The sequence below is a fragment of the Psychrobacter sp. GW64-MNA-CIBAN-0177 genome (assembly GCF_040309585.1).
GTDB classification, from domain to species: Bacteria; Pseudomonadota; Gammaproteobacteria; order Pseudomonadales; family Moraxellaceae; genus Psychrobacter; species Psychrobacter okhotskensis.
Map to the genome: position 1 here is coordinate 118,473 of NZ_JBEOOY010000002.1, position 25,864 is coordinate 144,336.

Sequence of the window (25,864 nt, forward strand, 5' to 3'; positions counted from 1 at the left end):
TAAGACTGATATATTTCAGCTTGTTTTAATGCTTAGATTAACACATGAAGTGCAATACCAAATATGAGGTGAAAAAAAGACCTAGATGCGCTAGCATCAAAGTCTTTATCCACCGACCAAAGTGAGATTGCAACCATGAACTATACGCATCTAAGCCTAGGGGAACGATACCAGATTTATGCCCTTATAGGGGCAGAACATAGTATTAATTTTATAGCGCGGGCGTTAAACAGAAGTCCCAGTACCATATTAAGAGAAATCAGACGCAATAAAAGCCTGCGCGGTTACCAAGTCAATAACGCTCATAAGAAAGCTTGTGCAAGACGATCAAACAATGCGCTCAGCATCATCGCTGACGTATGGGACTGGGTCACAGACAAGCTTAAAGAGAACTGGAGTCCCCAGCAAATAGCAGGTGTTCATGGTGGACTCAGTCATATGAGCATTTATCGCTATATATGGACAAACAAGCGTAAGGGCGGCAGGTTATGGCAGTGTCTCAGACGTAAAGCCAAGCCTTATCGGCAGCGTTTAACTGCTGAGACTCGTGGTCGTATTAATGACAGAGTCTCTATCCATGAGCGCCCCTCCATCGTTGATGCGCGCACGCGGATTGGCGACTGGGAGGCGGATACCATCATTGGTCAAAACCATAAACAAGCTATCGTGACAGTGGTAGAGCGAAAGACAGGTTTGGTTAAGATGAAGCGAGTGACTAAAAAGAGTGCTCATCTGGTCGCGGATGCGATGGTGGTAATGCTAACTCCAGTGAAACTACACGTTAAGACGATTACGTCCGATAATGGCAAGGAATTTGCGGATCATAAAGCCATTAAGCAAAGACTCTATAGTGGGTTCTACTTTGCTGATGCTTATGCCTCATGGCAACGAGGAACAAACGAAAATACCAATGGCTTGATTAGAGAGTACTTGCCTAAAGGATGTGACTTTAGACAAGTATCTGATGATGAGGTTCAAAACATTGAAGACAGGTTAAACAACAGACCAAGAAAACGATTAGGGTTTAAAACGCCAAACCAGGTGTTTTATTCCATTACTTAGCGTTGCACTTGGTGTGTTAATCTAGGTTTTAATAAAAAGCCACCTTATATCTATACAAACAGATATAAGGTGGCTTTTTTATATCAATTTTTTGTTTTAGCACTGGTATCGATTTCAGCTGAAACGGACATACCGGGACGCAACTGAGCCAGCCCAGTCTGACCTTGATCTAAGTCAATCCTGACAGGAATACGTTGAGCAATTTTGATGTAGTTGCCAGTGGCAGGGTTGGCAGCACCAGCACTAAATTCACTTCCTGTCGCTGGCGAGATATTACTGACATGACCAGTAAATTCAGCGCCGCCCAGCGCATCAACATGAATAGTCGCTGGTTCACCGATTGTCATGTTAGTGATTTGAGTTTCCTTAAAATTGGCGATGACCCAGATGCCTTTAGGTACGACATACAACAACTGAGTACCAGCACTGACGTACTGTCCTTCTTTAACGCTGACTTGACTCAATTGTCCAGATTCAGGTGCGGTGATAATCGTATTATCCAGATTAATTTGTGCTTGCTTGGCAGCGGCTTCGGCATTTTTTATATTGGCATCTAAAGAAGAGCGACTACCGCTGGTTTTTTTGCTGGATTCACGCGCCGCTTGCAGATTGGCCTCGGCTTGCTGAACCCCTGCCTGTGCTTGGGCAAGTTGTGCTTTGGTATGAGCCACTTCTGCTTTTGACACCGCGCCAATGGCATCCAAACCTTGATAGCGATTGACATCTTCACGAGCACTGTCGACGCTGACTTTGGCGCTATATAAATCCGCTTCGCGTGCTTCAATCTGTGCTTGGCTAGATTGGGTATCTTGGGCATTACTAGAGCGATTGGTGACGGCCACTTCTATATTAGCCTGTGCTTGTTCTAGCTGCTGGCGAAAAGTACGATCATCTATTTTAACCAGCAAATCACCCGCTTTTACTTGGGCAAAATCCTGTACGGCTACTTCGGTGACATAGCCAGATACTTGCGGACTAATAATGGTTGTTTGCCCTTTCACAAAGGCATTGTTCGTTTGCTGCAAAGTCGGGGTAAAAGGCGGTAGCTTCCATGCATATAAAATCAATGCCACGCCAATGAGTATTAAGGCAATCAATAAACCTAGATTTAGGTAGGATTTTTTCATAGGTGACCAGCCAGTGGCTGCCACAATCGGCTCTTTGGGCGGCATTGGTGGTTTATCACTGGTATTTTGGCTATCGACAGCCGATTTATCTGTATTTTTATTTGTATTGATATCCGCTTTTTTATTCGAGTCGGTAGCGGCAATTTCAGGCTCTACTGATTCGTTATTATTTTTTGGAGAGGCAGTTACTTTTACTTTAGCTGTATTAAGGGTCGTATTAAGCAGCGCGTCAGTTGGCGTCTGAGATTTTTGGTTAAGCTCACTGGGGTTTTCTTTGCTCATGACGCGCTCCTAAAGTTTGAATAAATATAACAATTATGTTCGATATTTCGATGATGTTATGCAAGATGGCGAGCAAAAATTAAGGCATTTAAAGCCGCTATTTTCCTTCACGCATTTTGGCAATGACAGCCAGCTCGTTAGCAAGGGGATTACGTTTGTGATAACGGTTATAGAGATAATTTATCAATAAAATAACAGCCGACAAAGTCGCAATACTGGCCATAAGAAAAAACAAGTCATCGTAAGCTGCGACGGTAGCTTGCCGCTGGATGCCTTGCAGAACTTGTCCCATGGCAGCAACGTTGGCTTGGGTAGAATCTGTTATTTGACCTGATAAAGCCCTACCTGCGCCTGCAACTTGTGCTACTAACTCAGGATCCCCTAAGTTGAGTGAGCTGACCATATCGGCATAGTGCACTTGCGTGCGAATAGTGGTAAAAGCTTGAATAGCCGCCGCTCCTGCAAGCCCGCCCACCGTCTGCGAAATACCAAAAATCACTGAAAAACTAATAATATACGCAGGGCCACTGGCAATGGCTCGTAAAAACCCTTCAAAAACCAGAGGACCCATAAAATACACTGCGGCAAAAGCAATGAGGAATTGGCTAAAATAAAACATCGTCGGCGCCGAGTTAATCGATACACCCGTATCCAGCCAAGAACCTAGAGCGATTAGCGCCACTGCAAAAATAACAGGTCGACGCAAATCTATTGGATTGGTACTAAAAATACTAATGACCAATGCCAAGATACTGGCTGCTAATATCACAGCATAAAAAGTGACCAGCTGATCATTACCATAGCCAAGATTGGCCAGTAGTCCGGCAGCGCCAACACTTTGCTCGGATAGCAAGATACGCATGACCGCACCCGTTGTCATAAAAGCAATAATGTTGCGACTACGCATCCAGCGCACCTGTAGCATTGGGTTTTTTCGGTGAGTCTCAATCCATAGTGCAATGCTAATATTGACGCTTGCAATGATGAGCGGGTAGCTCAGCCAAGGTGTTGTCCACCACTGTATACGGCCTTGTACTAAAAACACCGCCAATGCTGCAAGACCACTGGCAAAAAAAGCAAAGCTTAAAAAATCCAGTTTTTCGAATACTTTTTCAGTATTGCCCGGTGGTAGCTCTAATATATTAATGAGTCCAAAACAAATCAAAGCCAAACCAAATTGAAATAAAAACAAGCTTTCAAGCTGACCATCGACAGCGAGATAGGGTGAGATAATCCGTGATAAGGGAATTCCAAACTGTACCAAGCCAAAGCCTAATATCAAGCCACTAGTACGTTTGACGGTTGGCATACCTTGCAAGCAATAGAATAAGCCTAATATGGTCATGCCACTAGCAACCATACCACTGAGTCCTCTAGCAATGATTTCTAAGTAATAAGGATCAATTTGGATACTGGTAGCGTTCAATAGATGGCTACTGACCAACCACTGCAAACTCGTGGCCGCCAATAAAAAAAACAAGGTAATTTTACTAAAGAGTGACATGCCAAATTGCTGGCGAATTTTGTACAGTAGCACCGTAATACAAGCATTGGTCATATTATAGCTGACAGATATCCAACCACCTTCGACTGGTGTTAAGCCCATTTCGCCCTGAATTTGGGACAGGTTTGCCACCAATAGCCCATTTTGAAAGCTGGCGGTTATCCCAATAAAAATTCCGATCATTAAATAACATAGTTTACGGCGTGTAGGATGATCAGGGTTGGCAGGAGAACCAACCATCATTGGCTGTTCATGCGGCTTAAATTTGTATTCAGTATTCATGGGCGTAAGATGATCGGCGTGGTTGGATAGAACAAGACTGGACAAAACAAGACTGGGGTATTGCTACCCATAATGGGCAGCGCTATCATCAGAGTGATAAAATGAGAAAAATAGCCCAAGCTGAGTTTGGGCTATTTTATCATAAATTTTATGGTTGCTTACCGTTTTGCCTGTTAGCAACATTGCATTTTGGTAACATTGTCTAATCAGTAACGGTCTCGTCATATTTGGCTTCTAAGCGTATAGCACGTTGATGACTATCAAGACTGGCCAAGTGTAATGCATACTGCTTAATATTTGGATAGTTGTCTAATTTCTGACGACTGGCCAAAATAATTAAGTCAAATGACAACATAAAGTCAGCACCGCTAAGCTGGTTGCCGACGATATAAGACTTACCCTCGACCGCTGCATCTAAATACTTGAACAGTCTGGTTTTTTCTGTCTCTATATAACCGTTCAAAAACTCGTTGTCATTGATACCTGCTTTTTTAGAAAACAACTCAAGCATCAATGGCAGCATGAGCGAGCTTTCAGCAAAATCAATCCACTGTAGATAATGCCCATAATCCACACTATCAGTAGCGGGGCGCAAACGCTCTGGCGCAAAGCGTTCGATCAATAGCTCAGTAATGGCCCCTGACTCCGAGTATATTTCACCATCCATTTCGATGACCGGTGACTTACCAAGGGGATGTACGGCTTTTAAGCTATTAGGTGCCAGATGCGTTTTAGCATCACGCTGATGACTAATAATTTCGTACGGCTCGCCTAGCTCTTCTAGCAGCCACAAAATGCGTAGCGAGCGTGATTGGTTTAGATGATGCAGTCGAATCATAATAGTACTCTTCTTTACTTTGTCAATTGGATTAACCGTTAAGCTTTGCGATCAAACGCTTAGCGGCTTCTTCTGACGATGCTGGGTTTTGACCTGTGATTAACAAGCCGTCTTCTACCACAAACGATTCCCAATCAGCTGCTTTTTCATAATTACCGCCATTGGCTATCAGTGCATCTTCTACTAAGAAAGGTACCACATCTGTAAGGCCAACCGCCTCTTCTTCTGAATTGGTAAAGCCAGTGACTGTTTTTCCTTTCACTAAATATTCGCCATCGATTTTGACATTTTTGAGGGCAGCAGGAGAGTGACAAACAAAAGCAACCGGCTTATCTTGCTTCACAAACGTCTCAATCAAATTAATAGAGTTTTTATCCACTGCCAAATCCCATAATGGGCCGTGACCACCAGGATAAAATACTGAATCAAAGTCTTCCGCTTTCATATCAGCGAGTTTCTTAGTATTGGCAAGATGCTTTTGCGCATCAGTATCCGCTTTAAAACGTGTGGTATCTTTTGTTTGCGTATCTTCAGTATCGCTACCAGGATCAAGTGGTGGTTGACCACCAGCAGGAGAGGCGAGCGTAACATTTGCGCCAGCATCCAAAAACGCATAGTAAGGCGCGGCAAATTCTTCTAGCCAAAAGCCAGTTTTCTTACCAGTATCGCCTAGTTGATCATGTGAAGTTAGTACCATTAAAATATTCATAATTGTCCTTATTTATTGTTGATATCGTTTTAAATTATTGATTGTTAGCAGTCATTTTTCATTAAGTATTATTAACTCATGACACTTAATGAATATTGGCATTATTAATATTATCGTTAGCAATGACTGTTAACAGTATTCATGGTTAGTGTGTCACTTTCAGTAGTTATCCTAACGAATTATGTTGTGAAGTCGTTATCTAATGATTTAGTTAATGCCAGTTATTCGACGTCAGCTACTTTTACGACAGTTTTGCCAAAGTTATCGCCATTTAACATACGAACAAAGGCATTTGGTGCATCGTCTAAGCCTTCAGCCATATATTCTTTAGTTTTCACGTCGCCAGACTCTACCCATTTACTCATGGTTTTTAAGAACTCAGGGTAGTGGTCGCCATACTCTTCAAAGATAATAAAACCTTTAATAGTTAAGCGCTGGCTTAAAACAAGGCCTGTCAATACACTTAAGCGATCTTGACCCTCAGGGAGTTCAGTGGCATTGTATTGTGAGACCAAACCACATACTGGGATACGGGCATGTGCATTTAATAATGGCATTACTGCATCAAAAACTTTGCCGCCAACGTTTTCATAGTAGATATCGATGCCATCAGGGCAGGCGGCTTGTAATTGCTCAGCGAAGTCATCGGCATAATGATCAATACAGACATCAAAGCCTAGTTCATTAACAGCGAAGTCACATTTTTCTTGACCACCAGCCACACCAACAGTGCGCGTCCCATATTGCTTACCGACTTGACCGACTGTGGCTCCGACTGGTCCAGTTGCGGCTGCGACGACTAGCGTTTCCCCTTTTTTTGGTTTGCCGATATCAGTTAAACCCATATAGCCAGTAAAGCCCGGCATACCAAGTACGCCTAAACCATAAGAAGGGTTGGGCATGTCTTTGTCTAACTTGAGAATGCCTTCGCCATCACTGACGCTGTAATCCTGCCAGCCAGAATTGGCGACGACTAAGTCACCTACTGCAAAGTTATCAACATTAGATTCGACCACTTGCGCCACTACGCCGCCAGTCATGACGTCACCAACTTGCAATGGATCGGTATAGCTTTTTGCATCGCTCATACGCCCACGCATATAGGGGTCTAATGACAGATAGACCGTACGCAGTAGCATCTCATTATCATTGGGCGTTGGGATATCGCTGGTAGCCATATCGAAGTTGTGAGCTTTTGGCGCGCCATGAGGACGACTGGCCAGTTTAATTTGACGGTTTGTTGCTTGGTTTTGTTGCTCATTAAAATTATTGTCAAAGCTCATAGTAAAGCTCCTTTTTTATTTATAGAGTGTTAGATATTGATTGTCAGTTGACTACTAATATTTAGAAAGTGAACGGTTTAACGGTTAGATATTGCATAGTCGTTTTTTAATAGTTATTGACTCTTTGCTTGTTGAAAGCTAATGGCGGATTAAAAGGGCAGTAACTACTCATATTTGAATAGCTACTGTTACTGCAGTCATTAAAGATACTGGTATTCTAAAAAGTGGTATTTTGGCTATCAATATTTTGAGCGTTGTTGTTTCAGCCAAATACCATTCAATCTCAGGCAGCATTCGTTTACTGTGTTGATTGGTTACGAAGCTTTGCTGGTCACTGCACGATCTAAGATGCGACGTGATACGTCAAGATCATTCGTGCCGTGCTCACCCAGTTTGACCATTTTATGAGATTCGAGCTGCTTAATAATAGGGTCAATTGCTGACTGGTCTAATTCAGCATCTTCTAAACTGACTGGTAAACCAAGCTCGCGGAAGAAGTTCTCAGTATTGACAATCGCTGTCTCAATGATGGTGTCATCGTCTTGAGTGCTATCAGTAAGGTTCCAGACATTGCGTGCATACTGGAGCAGTTTGTCTTTTTTGCTGTCTTTTAGCTCACGTAGCACTGAGGGTAAGACGATGGTGAGCGTACGTGCATGATCAATGGCGTGCAATGAAGTTAGTTCGTGACCAATCATATGCGTCGTCCAATCTTGTGGCACACCAGTACCAATCAGACCGTTCAATGCCATGGTCGCGGTCCACATGATGTTTTTACGCGTTTCCATGTTTTCTGGATCTTTTTTGACGGCAGGGCCTTCTTCAATCAAGATTTTTAGTAAGCTCTCAGCGAAAGCATCTTGCACTTTTGCATTGACTGGGTAAGTCAAATACTGCTCCATAACATGGACAAAGGCATCTGCAACACCGTTCATTACTTGACGTTCAGGCAATGTTAAGGTTTTCGTTGGATCTAAGATTGAGAATTTAGGGAAGGCCAATGGGTTACCAAAGGGCAGTTTTGCCTGACGTTCGCTATAGTTGACGACACCGCCTGAGTTCATCTCTGAGCCCGTTGCTGGAATGGTCAATACAGCACCTAAATCAACGGCAGAGTCGATATTTCTGCAATAGCTGGTCAATGCATCCCATGCTTGCTCACGTGAGACAGACCCATCTTCTTCAGTTAATGAAGACACAAGCGCGACAAACTTACTGCCATCAATGACTGAACCGCCACCGACTGCTAATAAGAAGTCAATGTTATGTTCATTGACCATGTCAGCTGCTTTCAATAAAGTCACAAATTCTGGATTGGGCTCGATACCACCAAACTCAAAAATTTCACGATTTCCGCTCGCCGATAACGCTTTTCTGACTTCGTCTAAAGTACCTGTGCGTTCAGCCGAGCCACCACCATAAGTGATAAGTACTTTTGCATCACTAGGCACTAGCTCTGATAGTTGTTTGATTTGGCCTTCACCAAAAACGATACGTACTGGGTTGTAATATTGGAAGTTGTTCATAATTTTCCTAAAGGTTATAGAGTGTATGTCTTACGTTTTAAAACTAAAATTCGTGATGCGTGTTCTAAACATCTGCACGCATTGTACATGAATTAGACCGGTCGTCTATAGCTTGACCGTGAATGGTTACAAAACTATCGTAAAGCAGATGGTATGAATCTAACGAATGACTATCTATAACCACGGTGCGTTTTTATCAAAAATGTATAATCTAATTTATCAGAAGCATAGACCTAATTAGAGACGTACAGCTTCATGAAAAACAGGCGGCTTCGTTGAAAAAGCACCGTGAGTGACAGTGTGTGATGATGGTGCGTGCTGACAGTTAGCGACCCAGTTGCGACGTCGTCATTTGCCAGACTTCTGCAAGTGGGGTATTGGTTTGGCTGGTTTTAGCGATTAAGCTGGCACCAAGCCACGCAAAGTACCAGCGCTTTGCCATACTCTCAGCAGCGATATTGTCGAGTTGTGGTACAGAGCCATCAGCCCAACCAGTCTTTATTTGTGTGGCAAGCCAAGTGACGGTTTGCTGATAGCCAGCGTTTAAGGCCTCACGCATTGTCTCTGACATATCTGCCACCTCTGCGCTAAGCTTGACGACCAAGCACTTCCCATGGTCACAGCCATTTTGCTGAGTGTCGTACCAGTTTTGAAAGTAGTTATACAGTTTTTGCTGGGCACTTACATCTTGTTCGCCGATCGTTTCTAAACGATTTTTATAATTAAAAAAATAATCACCGATGATTGCCTCACCGAAAGCTTCTTTTGATTCAAAGTAATGATAAAAGGAGCCTTTGGGCACCCCTGCGGTATCCAGTATTTGTTTGATACCAACGGCTGTGAAGCCTTTTTTGGCAATAAGCTGGTAGCCTGTGGCTAATAGGTGGGCTTTAGTATCTGATGAAGTGGTCGTTGTAATAGTAGACATAAAGATAATGTCCTCCTGAGATTTTTTTGATAATTGGGATGGAATAGTTTGTGCAAAATAAGTTGTGCAAATAGCATATTCGATTATAAAGTGCTTCATTGGTAGGTTTGGGCGAGATATAGATCATTACTTTTAACGCTCTCTTTCAACGTATTTTATTTGGCGTTACGTTTATTCAACAATCTTTAATGATAAATTATTCTCGTTTTCATGATGCCTATGGTAGCATTAGACCAGTCGTCTAGCAAGTTGCGTTTTATAACGGCTTATAACTGAGGTTTTAGTAGGCACTCATTTTTGAGATGCTGACGAAATTTTTTTAGCCCATCTAGATGACTATCGAGGGAATTGAAGACGTGCCCTAGTAGCAGCGTTCATTAATTGCATCAATTAATTGCATCATTAGTCATCTAGATACTTGCTAGCTCAACCACTTTATTTCACAACCATAAAATAAATAAGGATAATTATGTCAACCGATACTAATAAAACTGGCGTTTATAATGATTTTCATCTGCAATATATCGCAGGCTCATGGCAACAGGGTAAAGACGATAGCGTCAATACCAACACCAATCCCTTCAATGGCGACACGCTGGTCGAGATTAAACAGGCGACCAAAGATCAGCTCGATGAAGCTTATAAGGCGGCAAATGCGGCACAAAAAGAATGGGCGCAAAAGACGCCAGCTGAGCGTGCCAGTTTAATGTATAACGTCGTCAATGTCTTAGATCAGCGTCAAGACGAGATTGTCGATTGGCTCATTAAAGAATCGGGCAGTACGCGTATCAAAGCAATGGTAGAGTTCGGTAGTGCGCGGGCGATTACACTTGAGGCCGCAAGCTTTCCTAACCGTGTCCATGGTGAGATTCGTGCATCGAATACACCTGGCAAAGAAAACTTCGTCTACCGTGAGCCAATCGGTGTCGTGGCCGTCATTAGCCCATGGAACTTTCCACTACATCTTACCCAACGCTCTATCGCGCCTGCATTAGCACTCGGTAATGCGGTCGTACTCAAGCCTGCAAGTGATACACCTATTACGGGTGGTTTATTGTTAGCAAAAGTATTCGAAGAAGCGGGTCTGCCAAAAGGACTGCTTAACGTCGTCGTCGGTGCTGGTAGTGAGATAGGGGACGCCATCGTCACTCATGATATTCCAAGCTTTGTCTCATTTACCGGTTCAACCTCAGTTGGCAAACATATTGGCGAGCTGGCCAATGGTGGTGATTACATCAAACAAGTCGCGCTTGAGCTCGGTGGTAATAGCCCATTTGTGGTATTAAAGGATGCTGATATTGAGCAAGCGGTAAAAGCCGCCGCCTTTGGTAAGTTCCTGCATCAAGGTCAAATCTGTCTCGCTATCAACCGTATTATCGTTGAAGACGAGATTTATGATGACTTTGTAGAGCGCTTCTTAGCGCACGTTAAAACCTTAAACGTTGGTGATCCAAGCAAGCAAGATACGGCAGTCGGTCCAATTATTAATGAAAAACAAGTCAAATCGCTGAAAGAAAAAATCGCTAAAGCACAGGAAGAAGGTGCCAAAATGATTTTGAGTGGTGAGATTAAAGGTCAAGTCGTACCGCCGCATATCTTTACTGAAGTGACTCGCGAGATGGATTTGTCACGTAATGAGGTGTTCGGACCATTGGTTGGTATTATTCGTGCCAAAGATGAGGAGGATGCGTTATCGATAGCCAATGACTCCATGTATGGTTTATCTAGTGCGGTATTTACAGCAGATATGCAAAAAGGTCTGCGCTTTGCTCGCGGTATCAGAGCGGGCATGACCCATATTAATGATATCTCAGTCAATGATGAGAGCAACATGCCATTTGGCGGCGAAAAAAACTCAGGTATTGGTCGCTTCAATGGTGAGTGGATACTGGAAGAGTTTACCAGAACGCATTGGATATCAATGCAAAACGAACCGCGTCAATATCCATTCTAATTTAGCTGTTTTAATAGTATGTTCTAGTCGAGTTAGAATTGTTAATAATGAAAAAGACCGCTTTTATAGCGGTCTTTTTTTTGTGAGTGTCAGCTGTCATTGTGAATCGCTTTATCTAAAAACAGGCTATCGAGAATGAAAACCTAGCAAAGCTTCAATCTCTTCAATAGTTATCTTTCTAACGAGCGCTTGCTCTTCTACTGATAGGCGATTGGTATGTTCTTTTATCATCGTATGGATGCTACGGGAGATCTCAGATGTCGTTGCATAATACATTTGCGGCTGTTCTTTGGTCAGCGTCATCAAAAACTTATTAACGATTTTACGCTTTTCAGCAGGTGCATTTTCTTCAGTCATAGTATTCTCCTAAGTGTCCACCATTTAATCAGCCCACTCAAGTAGAGTCAATGCTAGCGATTACAGTAGCTGCAAAAAGGCAGGTATTTAACACGTCCTATACTGTATCGCTTTTTTTAAAATATTATAGTCATAGCGTAGGGGCTTTTAAATTCTAAAGGATAAGCATGAGCAATCAGTTAGTAGCTAATGAGTCAGGTGAAAAAACAGTATTAATGCTGTTTCATAATGATCTGCGCGTGCATGACAATGCGACTTTGAGTCACGCTGCAGCGTTGGCTGATAGTGGGTCTTTAATAATGGTTTATGCGTCGGAGTTGACCGATAGTCAAACGCCAAACTGGGGGCAAGCTTATCACTTTGATGAGAGGGGATTGGCGCGCCAGCAATTCTTAATGGAAAGTTTGGCAGATTTGAAGTCATCGATACAGCGTTTAGGCAATAGGTTGTTGCACTTAAATCAAGATAAAAAAGCAGACGAAGATGCGTTTACCCATCTGTGTCAGCTTATTGAATCACAAAATGTTAGTGATATCTGCGTTAGTAACACCGCCGACTACGCTCAGAATTTGGCTTATAAAGCGCTACGAAATAAGTATCCACAAATCATTTGGCACTATCAATCGACCGCAACGCTTTTTGCCTCAATGCCAACTCAAGAGCTACCCAAAAGCTTTACTCAGTTTCGTAAAAAAGTAGAGTATGAGCATAATCTATTGAGCGCTCAAGACGATCTTGCCATTTGTCAAACCCCCACTAAGTTACCACCTATGCCTAAAACGCTAGATAGTAGCCATTATATTTTTGAATCCAAAACATTTGATAAATCTGTACAGTTAGAGCCAAACTTCAAAGGCGGAGAAGGGCAGGCACTTGTACATCTAAACAATTATTTCAAGTCGGATGCGCCAAGTCGCTATAAGACCACTCGTAATGCGCTCGATACTTGGACTGACTCAACAAAGTTCTCGCCGTGGCTGGCTAACGGTTCACTATCGGTCAAAGTCTTATTAAACCGTTTGCGTCAGTACGAGCAGGAAGTGATCGCTAATGACTCGACGTACTGGATTTGGTTTGAGTTACTCTGGCGTGAGTATTTTTATTGGTATGCGGTTACGCATGAGCATAAACTATTTTTGTTTCAAGGAATTAGCGATCAAACGCCAACGACAACTTTTAATAATAAGCGTCTGACACAATGGCAAAACGGCACGACGCCGTATCCTATCGTCAATGCCTGCATGAATCAGTTAAGACGTACGGGCTATATGTCAAATCGCGGTCGACAACTGGTTGCAAGCGCCTTTATTCACGAATTGGGACTTGATTGGCGCTACGGTGCGACTTATTTTGAGCAGCAGTTGATTGATTATGACGTCTGCAGTAATTGGGGCAACTGGCAATACTTAGCAGGAGTCGGGGCAGATCCTAGAGGCTGTAGACAGTTTAATCTGAAGAAACAAACCCAACAGCATGATCCTAAAAATGAGTTTATCGATAAATGGACATAATCTTATAATCATAGAAATTTAGTTAATGTCCAAATACAAAACCTTAATAAAAGATTGATTTACCTTATGAAAAAACCCAGTCCCTATTTAACGTTTGCCGGTGTCATTCCGTTCGTTGCCTGCGCCATCTTTATCACTATGGGCATTGACGCTATACGGGTACTGGGCGCAACCACGCAGATTCTTTCAGTCTATGGGTTAGTCATTGCCTCATTTATGGCAGGCGCGCATTGGGGCAATCATCTGGGGTTGGCTGATAACCATCCGTGGGCTGTCAAGCTACCTATACTCAGCAATATTATTGCGCTGCTGCTATGGCTTGGCTTTTTAAGCCTATCAACGACGGGTTTTATCTGGTTGCTTATAATTGGCTTCATTTGTCTGCTGCTCATTGATTATGGTTTACGTCGCGCTGATATTATTGATAATAAGTATTTTAAAGTTAGAAAGTACGTGACCCTAATCGTGGTTTTTTCTTTGTTTGTAGCCGCTATACAAATTTAAAGGCTGCTTGCTTAGCATCTGTATTACTTTATCAAATAGACATTAAAAAAGGCTATCACTCTAGTCGCCTTTGTTGTATGCATTCATCATTTTATAAGCTATCAAGTGCATTGCGCATATTGTATAATTTATAACATTCATTTAATATGAACTTTTAAGTAAGCGATTTAAATCAATTCTAAGAAGACTGCTATGCACTCTATCAAGCTACCGAGTAAAGCACCATACTCTCCACATCCTATTCTTAACCTCAGCTTTCGCCTATTTTTTAGTGCTGCGGCAGTATTTGCGATTATCATGATGGTGTTGTGGTCGTTTGTGTTTACCGGACATACCGACATCGATGCTCAGGTTTTAAACCCGCTGTACTGGCACGGTCACGAGATGATTTATGGTTATGCACTCGCTGTGGTGGCGGGTTTTTTACTGACGGCAGTAAAGACATGGACAGGAGTGATGATGCCGCATGGTTATTCGCTACTGGCAATCTTTGCTTGTTGGTTGCTGGCGCGTTTAGGATGGTTGGCTTTTGGGCTTGGCGTCACCATTGCAGGAAGTAGTGCATGGTTATTATATGCAGCGGCATTATTTGATTTGTTGTTTGTCGGCTCGATGGCTTTCGTTATATTTCGCGCAGTGCTACAAGTCAAACAATACAAACAAATGGGAATTTTGGCCAAGCTGGCGCTACTAACACTGGGTAACGGTCTGTGCTACTGGGGTATTATAAGCGCAGACATGAGTACGACCAGAGTAGGTATCTACTTGGGCTTTTACTTAATCATTGGCTTAGTGCTAACTATTGGGCGGCGAGTAGTCCCTTTCTTTATTGAGCGCGGATTAAGTGGGGCTGGCACTGGCACTATAACGCTACGAAATAGTAAAATTCAGGATATTGCCAGCTTGGCTTTTTTCTTCGCTTTCTTTTTGGCCGATTTGTTTTATCCTAATAAGTATTTGCTGACGATCACGGCACTTGGCGTAGCCGTGGTCAATATCATTCGTTTGTTGGGATGGTATAATCGCGGTATTTGGCAAAAGCCACTGCTGTGGTCATTATATATTGCCTTTTTGGGAATGTGTCTGAGTTTCCTGCTCTACGCTTTGCAGCCTTGGCTGGGCTACGCGCATAGTATTGCGCTGCACGGATTGGCCATTGCAGGGGTTGGGATGATGACGGTGGCGATGATGACGCGGGTATCGCTTGGACACACGGGCCGCAGTATTCATCAGCCACCAAAGAGCGTGAATGTCGTATACATTCTGATGATACTGGTATTTGTCAGCCGAGTGTTATTACCGCTGGTTGATATGAATCATTATTTGTTATGGATTATGGTGGCACAAAGCGCGTGGATTGCTTGCTTTGTACTGTTCTGCATCAGTTATTTACCGATGCTAGCACGACCAAGACCAGACGGCTTATTTGGATAATATGCATTAGAGCAAAAATTTCGAAAACGTATAATATGAAAGCATTAACTTTTAATAATCTCAAACTAGACAGGAGCGCGAATCAATGCGACTAACCAATTATAGTGACTACGCACTGCGCTCATTGATTTATTTAGCAGTGAAACCAGATCAGTACTCACTGGCCAACATCAGTGATATCGCCAACAGCTATAATATCTCTAAAAGTCATTTGACCAAGATTATTCATCAGCTCGGTCAGCTTGGCTATATCGATAGCGTCCGTGGCAAAAACGGCGGTATTCGGCTGGCATGCGCGCCAAAAGACATCAACTTGGGTGTATTGATTAAGCAGATCGAACCAGATTTTGCGTTAGTAGAATGTTTTGCGACGCATTTGCCCAATGGCGAGCGCCAAGCGCATGCAAAAGGATTACCCATTACGCTAATAGATGAGTCCGCACCTATCTCTAAGGTAGGCTGTGTGATTAGTCCAGTTTGTCAATTAAAAGGGGTGTTTTTTGAAGCGCTGACTGCCTTTATTGCGGTGCTTGAGCGCTATACATTGGCTGATGTGATGAATAATGAAGCGGAGTTGGCCGCATTATTGTCTTAAATTGCTTTATCATCAAAATCTTTGTTTTCGACAGTTTTCTCTTTGATAGTTTTTTTACGAAATCATTCTGTTCAAGGTTTTGAAGATACAACTATTGTAATAATACATTCATAAAAAAGCCGCTGATAATAGCGGCCTTTTTGCATTGAAAACTTTAGATACTGATAAAACTTAAGCGCTTTCTAGTTTAGGACGCGCTTTATCAATGGTCTTTAACAATGCTGCGGTGAATTCGCCTGCTTCAAACTTAATCATATGAGTATGTGCCGCGCAGAAGTGACGGACATCCCAATCATGAGCCAAGCTCGTTGCCCATTCACAATACTGTTTGCCCGCATTAGTCTCATTCTTTAGCGCTTTTTCGGTATCAGGTTGCAGCAGTACGTCAGGCAATACGGCATCTAGTAGCTTTAAAGGTGGCGTCACAAAGGTATCATCGACGTGCAAGCTGCGGCTGGCAGGATGATAAACCAATAGCGAACCAGCATGAATCTTTTCATCAGGCGCAATATAATAAATGCCCTTGGGTAAAGAGAAAGCCAGCTCAGGATAGCGCTGAGCTACTGCTTCGCTTTCAACCAAATCATCTGCCCATGCTACCTCTGGCACTTGTTCGGCATGACGGCTACTACCGTAAAATATAGCCTTTGGAAAGTCCTTGGCCATTTGCGCACAGTGTACCGTATGGAAGGGGTGGACATTGAGCACCGCCTCGACATCTTGACCGTCATTGGTCAATGCCATGACCTGAGCACGAACCTCATCGGTCAACGTATAGCTGTCCAAGAATACAAACTTTCCTGACTGTAAGCGTACCAAAGAGCATTGCGCGCCTATATTAACGACACCGCCTATTTTAAACGAGCCGCGTATGTTCCAAAAGCCTGAGCCCAAATCATGAATCTCGTCTGACATAGTTATTATTCCTTTTCATTTTTATTTATCATAACGGTACTAATCATAACGGTTCTACGACGTTACGCCTGCTAAAGCTTAGGACGCGCTTTGCTTACTGCCTTGACTAACGCCTTTTCAAATTCACCTTCTGCAAAGGTTGTTAACTCTGAGTGCGCTGCGCAAAAGTGACGCACATCACGCCACTCATGAGCCAAGCTCGTTGCCCAGTCGCAATACTGTTTACCAGCATCAGGCTCGCTTTTTAGCGCTTTTTTGGTCGTTGGGTGCAACATTATCTCGGGTAGCACCGCGCGCAGTAACTTTGATGGTGGATTCATAAAAGTATCATCGACGTGTAAGCTTTTACTGGCAGGATGAAATACCAATAATGAGCCTGCGTGAATCATCTCGTTAGGCGAGATATAATGCACACCTTGGGATAAAGAAAACTCTAGTTCAGGATAGCGCTGTGCCACCGCTTCGCTCTCCACCAAGTCATCTGACCATTGGACCTCAGGTATTTTTTTATGATGGCGGCTACTGCCATACATAGTGGCTTGCGGGAAATCCTTTGCCATCTGTGCGCAGTGAATCGTGTGAAAGGGGTGCAAATTAAGCACCGCTTCGACATCTTGACCGTCATTGGTCAATGCCATAACCTTGGCACGAATATCACCGGCCAATGCATAGCTGTCCAAAAATATAAAGCGTCCCGATGCCAGCTTGATCAGTGAGCATTGGGTACCGATATTTAGGACGCCGCCTATACGAAAAGTTCCGCGTATGTTCCAGAATCCTGAGCCTAAATCTATAATTTTGTCTGTCATAATTATTTCTCCTTAATTGATCAATGATAAACAGTCTCACCATGGATAATGACTTAGGAGACGCTTAAAGTCTGTTATAAAAAAGATGTTATGTGTGGCGATATTCCATCAGCGCAGTGAATTCAAGAGAAATTGTCATTAATAAACGCGCATTCGCTTGGCTTTTTTCACTGCTGATGGGTTTTAATGCTTATAATTTACGCTTATTATTTGTGCTATTTCTTGTGATTGTTTAGACCATTCAAGTTAACTCATTTAAGCCTTCTCAAGCTCAGAACGGGCGCTGTGGATAGTAGACAATAATGCTGCTTCAAATTCACCTTCTTCAAACACTACTAAACCTGAGTGCGCGCCGCAAAAGTGACGCACATCGCGCCAGTCATGTGCCAAATTGATGGCCCAATCGCAATAATTTTTGCCCGCATCTGGTTCATCTCTTAGTGCTTTTATCGTCGTGGCATGTAAGTTTATACCCGCTTGTACCGCATTGAAGCGTTTTGACGGTGGCGTCTCGATGGTATCGTCGACATATAAGCTTTGGCTGGCAGGATGGAATACCAAGAGCGAGCTTGCATGTACCGTATCGTCAGGGGCAATATAATGAATGCCTTGCGGTAGTGAAAATTCAAGCTCAGGATAACGCTCGGCGACCGCTGCACTTTCAACGTAATCCTCACTCCAGGTTACTTCTGGCACTTCTTTATGATGACGTGCACTCCCGTAAAATAGAGCATGTGGAAAGTCTTTTGCCACTCGCGCACAGTGCACCGTATGAAAAGGATGTACGTTGAGTACGGCTTCTATGTCCTGCCCATTGTTGGTCAGCGCCATCACTTGCGCGCGGACGTCACCCGTGAGCGTATAGCTATCTAGCAGCACAAACTTTCCAGAGTGTAACTTTACTAAGGCTGATTGATTGCCTATATCGATCATGCCTTGTCTCACGAACGAGCCGCGAATGTTCCAAAAACCTGCACCCAAATCATGTATCTGGTCTTCCATTGTAGATAATCCTCTTTAAATCATAGCTGAATTCGATAGCTAAATTCGAATGTTCTTAGACCTAATATACGCAAATAAAGGGAGACTTAAAGCAAATGTCACCATTCCTATACACCGCTTTACGGACAGTCTTTATAATTGTAAGCAGAAATGCGCGGGCTTTTGCTATAGTTTTCGTTGGCACATAAAAACTTATCGAAGCGTGTGTCATTATTAATATGGCGCTGCATCCACGCGATGCCAGGCTTACTCAGCAATATCTCGTTAAAGCGGTAACTTGGACAAAAGTGGCTACCATTGTTTACTTCAACTATCATTTTGGGGCCGGTGGCATTTTTATAGAAAGCGTTGCTATATTTATTGTTAGACGCAATCCGATCATGCTCGCAGGTAATGACTAAGGTTGGCGTTTTTACCGCGCCATAGCTTTTGTTATGGTAGGGTGCTAGTGGCATGATGGCTCGTACTGTGCTGCGCTCCGTTGCCAGTCTAAGCGCACCGCCGCCGCCCATCGACCAGCCAATAGCACCCAACCGCGTAGGATCTATCATGCTGCCGACGGTGTCATCAGCGATCATGTGGTCGAGCGCGGCGTTCAATTGAGCCGCTCTGCTATCTGGATCGTCATAGATAGAGTGGGTATTGATAGTGATAACGACGAAGCCCCAAGATGCCAGACGCGGCCCCCACCATTTAATAGCAGCCTCGTAAGACACATAACCCGGAACCACAGCGATAGCGCCTAACAGACCGCAGCCGCTAGCATTGGTCGGGTAGTGAATCGTACCACCACCGAAACCCTTTGCTGACTGTCGCGAAACGCGTTTGGTGCGGACAGAGAAGGGACCATTATTACGAGTATCTGACAGAGCATCTGCCGTGATTGCGCTATCTGCAATACAGTCTGATGGCATCGCTGGTAATGCTTCATTTACTGTATGAACTGTAGTCTCAGATAGGCTGAGTTCAGCCACAGTCGGCATAGAAAAAAACAACGCGCCCGTGACAATAATAGCTTTTGCAAGCCCAGCATTTTTTATCATGATAAACATTCTTGTATGTGAGGGTTGTATAATTTTGATTGGCTTAGCTATTGGTTTTTTATTCTATTTTTGACGCTATACCTGATAAGGCAAAATAATAGTAGACATTAATCTTTTAATTGTCAAAGCCATAAACCGCCTGCACGGTATCGAATGGGACTAGGCTACAATGCCAATTTGAAGGTAAAGCGTGGCTAATGTTAAGTAGCGCGGCTAATTTTAAGCAAAGGTATTTCTATAAGTGGCGGCGCTATGATATAAAGAAAAATGGCAATATTTTTTAGTCAAATAACAAGGCTAATGTAGCGCCAATAACACATCTAAAACTGAGTATGAGGTCTGATGTGGTAACATAACTCGCTTGTCTTTAGGATAAATATTTATCATTTAAGAGGTGTTTAGTATTTAAAAATACCATTTTATCCTATAGATTTATCATATAACGCTTTTAGTATCTATAGTCAGTGAAAAGTAATATCGAACCATCACGCACTACTGATATCCATTTTCCTTGCTTGCTGTGCCTGTGCAGACAGAGGCTACAAAAAATTGATATCAGCAAGCAATACCGTCGCGTTTTTAGGATATTTTGACTATAGCTGTATCAACCATCTTTCATCCAAGTCAATAACAGGTATTTATCACTGTCATGGCATAACCAATATAGTCAGCCTCCTTGTGAATCATTCTACTGATCAGACCCAATATACCGCCCCACCGCCTTCCACTTCGCCAAATGATTCTACGTCATGGGTTTTAAAACTCACCTTTGGCTTGATTGGCATGTTTGCTTTTTTACAAGTGTATTCTATTCAAGCGGTGCTACCCGTCCTGATGCTAGATTTTGCGGCGACTGAAGTCCAAGCGGGTATGATCGTTGGAGCAACTGTGTTAGCGATTGCTATCATGTCACCGTTTTTGGGTATGCTCTCTGATGCCGTGGGGCGCAAGTCATTTATTGTGGCGGCCTTATTGTTTTTAGCGATACCGACCGCGTTGATTGCACAAAGCCCTAGCATCGGCTGGATGGGCATATGGCGCTTTATACAAGGCTTATCCGTACCCGGTATTACTGTGGTGACGATTGCCTACATCGGAGAGGAGTTTGAGGGACGCGCGGTCACTGAGCTGATGTCTTTTTATGTCTCAGGCTCGGTCTTTGGCGGCTTTATGGGACGGTTCTTACTTGGACATTTACACGAGCTCATCGGCTGGCGCGCAGGCTACTATGTGATGGCAGCGATGACGCTGATTGGTGCGCTCTGGGTTGGTAAAATGCTGCCCTCGTCGCGTCACTTTGAGGCCAATCCAAACTTTCGCTCAGCGATACAGACGCTCGGCGAGCATCTGACCAATCGTTATGTGGTCACTGCTTGCTTGCTTGGTGCCTGCGTTCTGTTCTCCCTAGTTGGTTGTTTTACCTTTATCAATTTGCACCTAGCAGGCACGCCATATGAGCTTAGTACGGGCGCACTGGCCAATATTTTTGCAGTGTATTTAATTGGGGTAGTCATTACGCCGTTATCAACCAATTTACTGCGTCGATTTGGTTCAGCACGTACGGTTCGGGTGGCCGTGGTTGTTTCAATGCTTGGAGTATTATTGACGCTTGTGGCACCACTTTGGGGTATTGTCGTAGGACTGGCGATTATGTCCTCGGGCGTGTTTGTCACGCAGGCTGCGACCATCAGCTATATCGCGGTCAATGTGAAAAAAGGGCGCTCACTGGCTTCTGGCTTATACTATATGGCCTATTATGCAGGTGGTACTTTAGGTGCTTGGCTATGCGGGATAGCCTATGCGCGCGGTCAATGGTCGCTTACGGTAGGGTTGTTATTATTCGTGCAAGTCTTAGCGTTATTGGTCGCTAGCTTTGGGATGGTTAAGACAAAATACCGAGCCACTTAAACGATATATAACCCAGTAAAAGCTATAGAAAAATTACGGCTACTATGTCAATACTTACGCAAGCAGCCTTTACATATAAGCGGTTTTTTCTTACTATCAGTATCAGGCTTATCGAACATATCTTTTATTAAAACAATAATTTTAGTTTGCCTCAAACCCTTTAATAGCTATTAAAATTATCAAAAATACTCAACAAGGACGTCAGATTTATGTCAAATATTTACCACAGCGCACCAGCTGCTTATGAGTTTCCACTTCTGATCAAGCAATTGTTAAACCGTGCCAAAACCGTCTCACAAGATCAAGAAATCGTTTATGCGGATAAAAAACGCTTTACTTATAAAGATCTGTTTAATCGTATCAATCGCTTAGCGAACGTTTTAGCCGACTTGAATCTCGCTACTGGTGATGTGGTCGCCGTCATGGATTGGGACAGCCATCGCTATTTAGAATCCTACTTTGCAGTGCCGATGTCGCAGTATATTTTGCAGACCGTCAATATCCGCTTATCACCAGAAAAAGTGCTGTACACCATTAATCATGCGAAACCAAAAGTGCTGATGCTGAACTCTGAGTTTGCCGCACTGGTGAAGGATTATCAGTTTGAGAACTCTAGTATCGAGCATATCATCTGGCTAGATGACAATGGCATGACAGTAGAAGGGGTCTTTGGTGACAACCAAAGTCGCGTAACGGGTGAGTATGAGGCATTGCTCGAAGCCGCTGATGATACTTTTGACTTCCAAGACTTTGATGAAAATACCATTGCGACGACTTTTTATACTTCGGGCACCACAGGCGACCCAAAAGGCGTGTTTTTTAGCCATCGTCAGCTAGTGCTACATAGTATGGCAGAAGCCGCCACCCTAGGTATGTTGCCGAACAAACAAGGCGTGAGTAACGGCGATGTTTATATGCCGATGACGCCGATGTTTCATGTGCATGCATGGGGTTTCCCGTTTACCGCGACCATGGTTGGTCTCAAGCAGGTCTATCCGGGACGCTATGCGCCTGATACCTTGCTGGATTTGATCATTAACGAAAAAGTCAGTATCACCCATTGTGTGCCGACGATTTTGCAAATGGTACTCAAAGAAGCACAAGATCGTGGGGCCAGTTTTAATGGTCTAAAAATGATCATCGGTGGTTCAAGGTTGACCGAAGGTTTAGCAAAGTCTGCATTGGCGCAAGATATCGAAGTCTATACGGGCTATGGTATGTCAGAGACGGCGCCGCTTATTAGCTTGACAGAGTTTAGCCTCAACGAACCAGAAATGACGGAAGAAGAGGATATTGCTCGCCGTTGTATGACGGGCAAGCCAGTGGTCATGGTCGATGCACAGGTATGGGGCGAAAACAATCAATCGGTGGGTACGGGTGAAGAAAATACAGGTGAGCTGGTACTGCGCGCACCGTGGTTGACCCAGAGCTATCTGAAAAATGACGATGCAGGCAAAGAGCTGTGGGAAAACGGCTACATGCATACTCAAGATATCGCCTATGTCCGTCCTGATGGCTACATTAGAATCACCGATCGTCTAAAAGATGTGATCAAATCAGGTGGCGAGTGGATATCATCGCTTGAGATTGAGACGATTTTATCTCTGCATCCAGCAGTGGCTGATGTGTCAGTTATTGGCGTTCGCGATAAGCAGTGGGGCGAGCGTCCATTGGCCTTGGTGGTACTCAAGCCTGATTGCCAAGATACCAAGGTGGAGGACATCAAAGCCATCGCTGAGAAAGCGGTAGAGCGCGGTATCATTCCTAAATATGGTGTGCCCAGTCAGTTTAAGTTCGTTGATGAGTTGCCCAAAACTTCTGTAGGCAAACATGACAAAAAAGTCATGCGTGAGATGTATGCCGATCAGACCGAGGTATAACGTTACTGGCCCACTTTTTTAAAGCTATAGGCTGTTAAGGTATTTGAATGCTGATGATAATCAAACAGATTAGACGCTTAATAGTTGACCTTTATTGTTAGCTCTGCTACATTTTAAACCGATACATAATGTATCGGTTTTTCAGTTCTGGCACGGATGACCAGTACCTTATTACGATATTATTTATCACCGCTATATTTACAATTATATTGCATCATATCTTGTTTACGCTAAGGACAGCTATTATGAGCGACTCAATCAAAAACCAAGCCACAACCCAACCTTCTCAAAATGGCCAAACTCAAGTCACTCAGACTCCAAGCTTTGCTGATATTTATCACGATTCTATTAACGACCGTGAGCAGTTTTGGGCAGAGCAAGCCAAGCGTATCTACTGGCATAAAGAGCCTGAGCAAATCCTCGATGACAGCAATTTGCCTTTTGCCAAATGGTACGTCGGCGGTGAGACCAACCTTTGCTATAACTGTGTCGATCGCCATCTGGCAGAGCGTGCAGAGCAAGATGCCTTTATTTGGCTATCCTCTGAGATTAACCAAGAGTTAGTAGCAACATTCCCAGCAGTCGTCGATGCCTTTAGCGATTTAGGCAATAACGTCGAGTTTTATACCGACTATACCAAGCGCCGCCTGACTTATAACGATTTGTATAAAGAAGTGAATTACTTCGCCGATGTGCTACAGCGTCATGGTATCGAGAAGGGCGATCGTGTCATTATCTATATGCCAATGATTTTGGAGGCCGCTTATGCGATGCTAGCATGTGCTCGTATTGGCGCAGTTCATTCTGTAGTCTTCGGTGGCTTTGCCGCGCACAACCTAGCGATTCGTATGGACGATGCTGAGGCAAAAATGGTCATTACGGTAGATTCAGGATTGCGCGGTGGCAAGGTTATCAACTATAAAAACCTCGTCGATCAAGGTGTTGAACAAGCCACTGTGAAGCCTGAGCATGTGCTGGTCGTCAATCGAGGTATCTTGCCTTATGAGCCAAAAGCTATCGATGTCGATTATGCAACCCAACGCCGTATCAGTTGTGAAGCCAATGCGATTGTCGAGCCAGTGTGGTTAGAATCCAATACGCCATCGTATTTGCTCTATACTTCTGGTACTACGGGTACACCAAAAGGCGTGCAGCGTGATACCGGCGGTCATGCAGTGGCGCTAACAACGTCGATAGATTATATCTACGATGGCAAAGCCGGCGAGACCTTTTGGGCAATATCCGATATCGGTTGGGCAGTGGGGCACTCTTATACCATTTATGCGCCATTGCTCGCTGGCATGACCAGTGTGATGTATGAAGGCTTGCCGCATCGTCCAAACCCTGGTATCTGGTGGCGGATTGTTGAAGCCAACAAGGTTAATATCCTATTTACCGCACCGACGGGTGTGCGTATGCTGAAAAAGCAAGATGAGACGTGGATGACACGCTATGATGTCTCTAGCCTCAAGTCATTCTTTTTAGCAGGCGAGCCACTTGATGAGTCAACGGCCAATTGGCTGACCAAGCATTTAGGGGTACCGATTTTAGATCACTATTGGCAAACAGAGTCTGGCTGGCCGATTTTAAGCAATACGCCCAAATTTAATCATAAACCGCACAAACAAGGCTCGCCCGGTTATCCCATGTATGGTTATGATGCCCACGTCATCAATGAAGAGACCGGCGAGCCTTGCGCGGCTGGTGAAAAGGGTTTGCTAGCGATTAAAGCGCCATTACCACCCGGTTGTCTTACTACGGTATGGCGTAATGATGAGCGCTTTGTCAGCAGTTATTTCGGTCTGTTTGATGGTCAACAGTATTCCACCTCAGACTATGCGGTAACGGATGAAGAAGGTTATTTTTATATTCTCGGTCGTACCGATGATGTGATAAATGTCGCGGGTCATCGTATCGGCACCCAAGAGATTGAGGAGGCAATTAGCATGCATCCAGAGATGGCTGAGTGTGCGGTCGTGGGTATTCAGGATCAGTTAAAAGGCGAGTTGCCCATTGCTTTTTGTGTGCTAAAAGATCATGACCAAGTAGCGACGACCGAAAACCGCTTCCGTCTTGAGCAGCAAGTGATTGGGGCAGTGGTAAAATCTCTTGGTGGTATCGCAAGACCCGCAGCGATTTATTTCCCGCAGGCGCTACCAAAAACGCGCTCGGGCAAAATTTTACGTCGTACTATTCGTGCTTTAGCGGAAGGTAATGAAACGGGAGATATGTCAACGCTTGACAATCCAACGGCCATTGACGCCATTAAACAGTCTATGAAAGATTATTAATCTAATGGCGTATCAATTGAAAAAAACCAGCCACCTTTGATACCGAAAAAGCCCATGCACAATCATGGGCTTTTTTTGGCCTAAATGTAGAGACAAGCAGTACACATAAAACACTTGACC

General features: G+C 43.8%; 21 protein-coding genes. 9 read left to right on the forward strand and 12 right to left on the reverse strand.

Translation table 11 applies throughout. The annotated features are described in order from the left end of the window. The first annotated feature begins 135 nt into the window (after positions 1-135). Entirely contained in the window at positions 136-1,062 is a 927-nt protein-coding gene (locus tag AAEY79_RS02065; RefSeq protein WP_352287047.1) for an IS30 family transposase, read from the forward strand. Positions 1,063-1,145: 83 nt separating this feature from the next. On the opposite strand, the gene AAEY79_RS02070 is transcribed toward AAEY79_RS02065, so the two are convergent. From AAEY79_RS02070 to AAEY79_RS02100, 7 genes are all read right to left on the reverse strand, one after another. Further along, positions 1,146-2,471: an HlyD family secretion protein gene (locus AAEY79_RS02070; RefSeq protein WP_352287050.1), complete on the reverse strand. Its 1,326-nt coding sequence runs from the start codon at positions 2,469-2,471 to the stop codon at positions 1,146-1,148. Between the two features lie 97 nt (positions 2,472-2,568). After that, on the reverse strand, positions 2,569-4,257 hold the full coding sequence (locus AAEY79_RS02075) for an MFS transporter (RefSeq protein WP_101212698.1): 1,689 nt from the start codon (positions 4,255-4,257) through the stop codon (positions 2,569-2,571). A gap of 202 nt (positions 4,258-4,459) precedes the next feature. Next, positions 4,460-5,095 carry a glutathione S-transferase family protein gene (locus tag AAEY79_RS02080; RefSeq protein WP_350587836.1) on the reverse strand — a complete coding sequence of 212 codons (636 nt, stop codon included), beginning with the start codon at positions 5,093-5,095 and terminating at the stop codon, positions 4,460-4,462. A 31-nt stretch (positions 5,096-5,126) separates the two neighbouring features. Continuing rightward, positions 5,127-5,804: a type 1 glutamine amidotransferase domain-containing protein gene (locus tag AAEY79_RS02085; RefSeq protein ID WP_350587837.1), complete on the reverse strand. Its 678-nt coding sequence runs from the start codon at positions 5,802-5,804 to the stop codon at positions 5,127-5,129. A 221-nt stretch (positions 5,805-6,025) separates the two neighbouring features. Further along, a complete protein-coding gene (locus AAEY79_RS02090; RefSeq protein WP_350587838.1) occupies positions 6,026-7,087 on the reverse strand; it encodes an NADP-dependent oxidoreductase in 1,062 nt (353 codons plus the stop codon). Between the two features lie 314 nt (positions 7,088-7,401). Beyond that, the gene (locus AAEY79_RS02095) at positions 7,402-8,613 is read right to left on the reverse strand and encodes an iron-containing alcohol dehydrogenase (RefSeq protein ID WP_201577780.1); all 1,212 of its coding nucleotides are present in this window, start codon (positions 8,611-8,613) and stop codon (positions 7,402-7,404) included. A gap of 325 nt (positions 8,614-8,938) precedes the next feature. Next, positions 8,939-9,541 (reverse strand): TetR/AcrR family transcriptional regulator, encoded by a 603-nt coding sequence (locus AAEY79_RS02100; protein WP_350587839.1) that lies wholly within the window; start codon positions 9,539-9,541, stop codon positions 8,939-8,941. Between the two features lie 469 nt (positions 9,542-10,010). Here AAEY79_RS02100 and AAEY79_RS02105 point away from each other — a divergent pair, with 469 nt between their 5' ends. Continuing rightward, positions 10,011-11,495: an aldehyde dehydrogenase family protein gene (locus tag AAEY79_RS02105; RefSeq protein WP_201632811.1), complete on the forward strand. Its 1,485-nt coding sequence runs from the start codon at positions 10,011-10,013 to the stop codon at positions 11,493-11,495. A 126-nt stretch (positions 11,496-11,621) separates the two neighbouring features. On the opposite strand, the gene AAEY79_RS02110 is transcribed toward AAEY79_RS02105, so the two are convergent. Continuing rightward, a complete protein-coding gene (locus AAEY79_RS02110; RefSeq protein WP_025650667.1) occupies positions 11,622-11,852 on the reverse strand; it encodes a hypothetical protein in 231 nt (76 codons plus the stop codon). Positions 11,853-12,019: 167 nt separating this feature from the next. Here AAEY79_RS02110 and AAEY79_RS02115 point away from each other — a divergent pair, with 167 nt between their 5' ends. From AAEY79_RS02115 to AAEY79_RS02130, 4 genes are all read left to right on the forward strand, one after another. Next, entirely contained in the window at positions 12,020-13,363 is a 1,344-nt protein-coding gene (locus AAEY79_RS02115; RefSeq protein ID WP_352287056.1) for a DASH family cryptochrome, read from the forward strand. A gap of 66 nt (positions 13,364-13,429) precedes the next feature. Beyond that, the gene (locus AAEY79_RS02120; RefSeq protein WP_025650665.1) at positions 13,430-13,867 is read left to right on the forward strand and encodes a DUF3429 domain-containing protein; all 438 of its coding nucleotides are present in this window, start codon (positions 13,430-13,432) and stop codon (positions 13,865-13,867) included. A gap of 192 nt (positions 13,868-14,059) precedes the next feature. Then, positions 14,060-15,301 carry an NnrS family protein gene (locus tag AAEY79_RS02125; RefSeq protein WP_025650664.1) on the forward strand — a complete coding sequence of 414 codons (1,242 nt, stop codon included), beginning with the start codon at positions 14,060-14,062 and terminating at the stop codon, positions 15,299-15,301. Between the two features lie 85 nt (positions 15,302-15,386). Then, complete coding sequence (locus AAEY79_RS02130) at positions 15,387-15,896, forward strand: Rrf2 family transcriptional regulator (RefSeq protein WP_352287059.1); 510 nt, start codon at positions 15,387-15,389, stop codon at positions 15,894-15,896. A gap of 171 nt (positions 15,897-16,067) precedes the next feature. Here the strand turns inward: AAEY79_RS02130 and AAEY79_RS02135 are convergent, their stop codons facing one another. From AAEY79_RS02135 to AAEY79_RS02150, 4 genes are all read right to left on the reverse strand, one after another. Beyond that, positions 16,068-16,811, reverse strand: coding sequence for a hypothetical protein (locus tag AAEY79_RS02135; RefSeq protein WP_352287062.1), 744 nt, complete (start codon positions 16,809-16,811; stop codon positions 16,068-16,070). 71 nt (positions 16,812-16,882) lie between these two features. Next, a complete protein-coding gene (locus tag AAEY79_RS02140) occupies positions 16,883-17,620 on the reverse strand; it encodes a hypothetical protein (protein WP_352287065.1) in 738 nt (245 codons plus the stop codon). Between the two features lie 255 nt (positions 17,621-17,875). Next, positions 17,876-18,622, reverse strand: coding sequence for a hypothetical protein (locus AAEY79_RS02145; RefSeq protein WP_025650660.1), 747 nt, complete (start codon positions 18,620-18,622; stop codon positions 17,876-17,878). A gap of 119 nt (positions 18,623-18,741) precedes the next feature. Then, on the reverse strand, positions 18,742-19,665 hold the full coding sequence (locus tag AAEY79_RS02150; protein WP_350587840.1) for a hypothetical protein: 924 nt from the start codon (positions 19,663-19,665) through the stop codon (positions 18,742-18,744). A gap of 774 nt (positions 19,666-20,439) precedes the next feature. Between AAEY79_RS02150 and AAEY79_RS02155 the strand changes: the two genes are divergently transcribed. The 3 genes from AAEY79_RS02155 (at position 20,440) to AAEY79_RS02165 (ending at position 25,744) form a co-directional block, all read left to right on the forward strand. Next, entirely contained in the window at positions 20,440-21,573 is a 1,134-nt protein-coding gene (locus tag AAEY79_RS02155; RefSeq protein ID WP_352287172.1) for an MFS transporter, read from the forward strand. A gap of 209 nt (positions 21,574-21,782) precedes the next feature. Continuing rightward, positions 21,783-23,453, forward strand: a complete 1,671-nt coding sequence (locus AAEY79_RS02160; RefSeq protein ID WP_201567320.1) for a fatty acid--CoA ligase — start codon at positions 21,783-21,785, stop codon at positions 23,451-23,453. A 245-nt stretch (positions 23,454-23,698) separates the two neighbouring features. Beyond that, a complete protein-coding gene (locus tag AAEY79_RS02165) occupies positions 23,699-25,744 on the forward strand; it encodes a propionate--CoA ligase (protein ID WP_201584119.1) in 2,046 nt (681 codons plus the stop codon). Positions 25,745-25,864 lie beyond the last annotated feature (120 nt).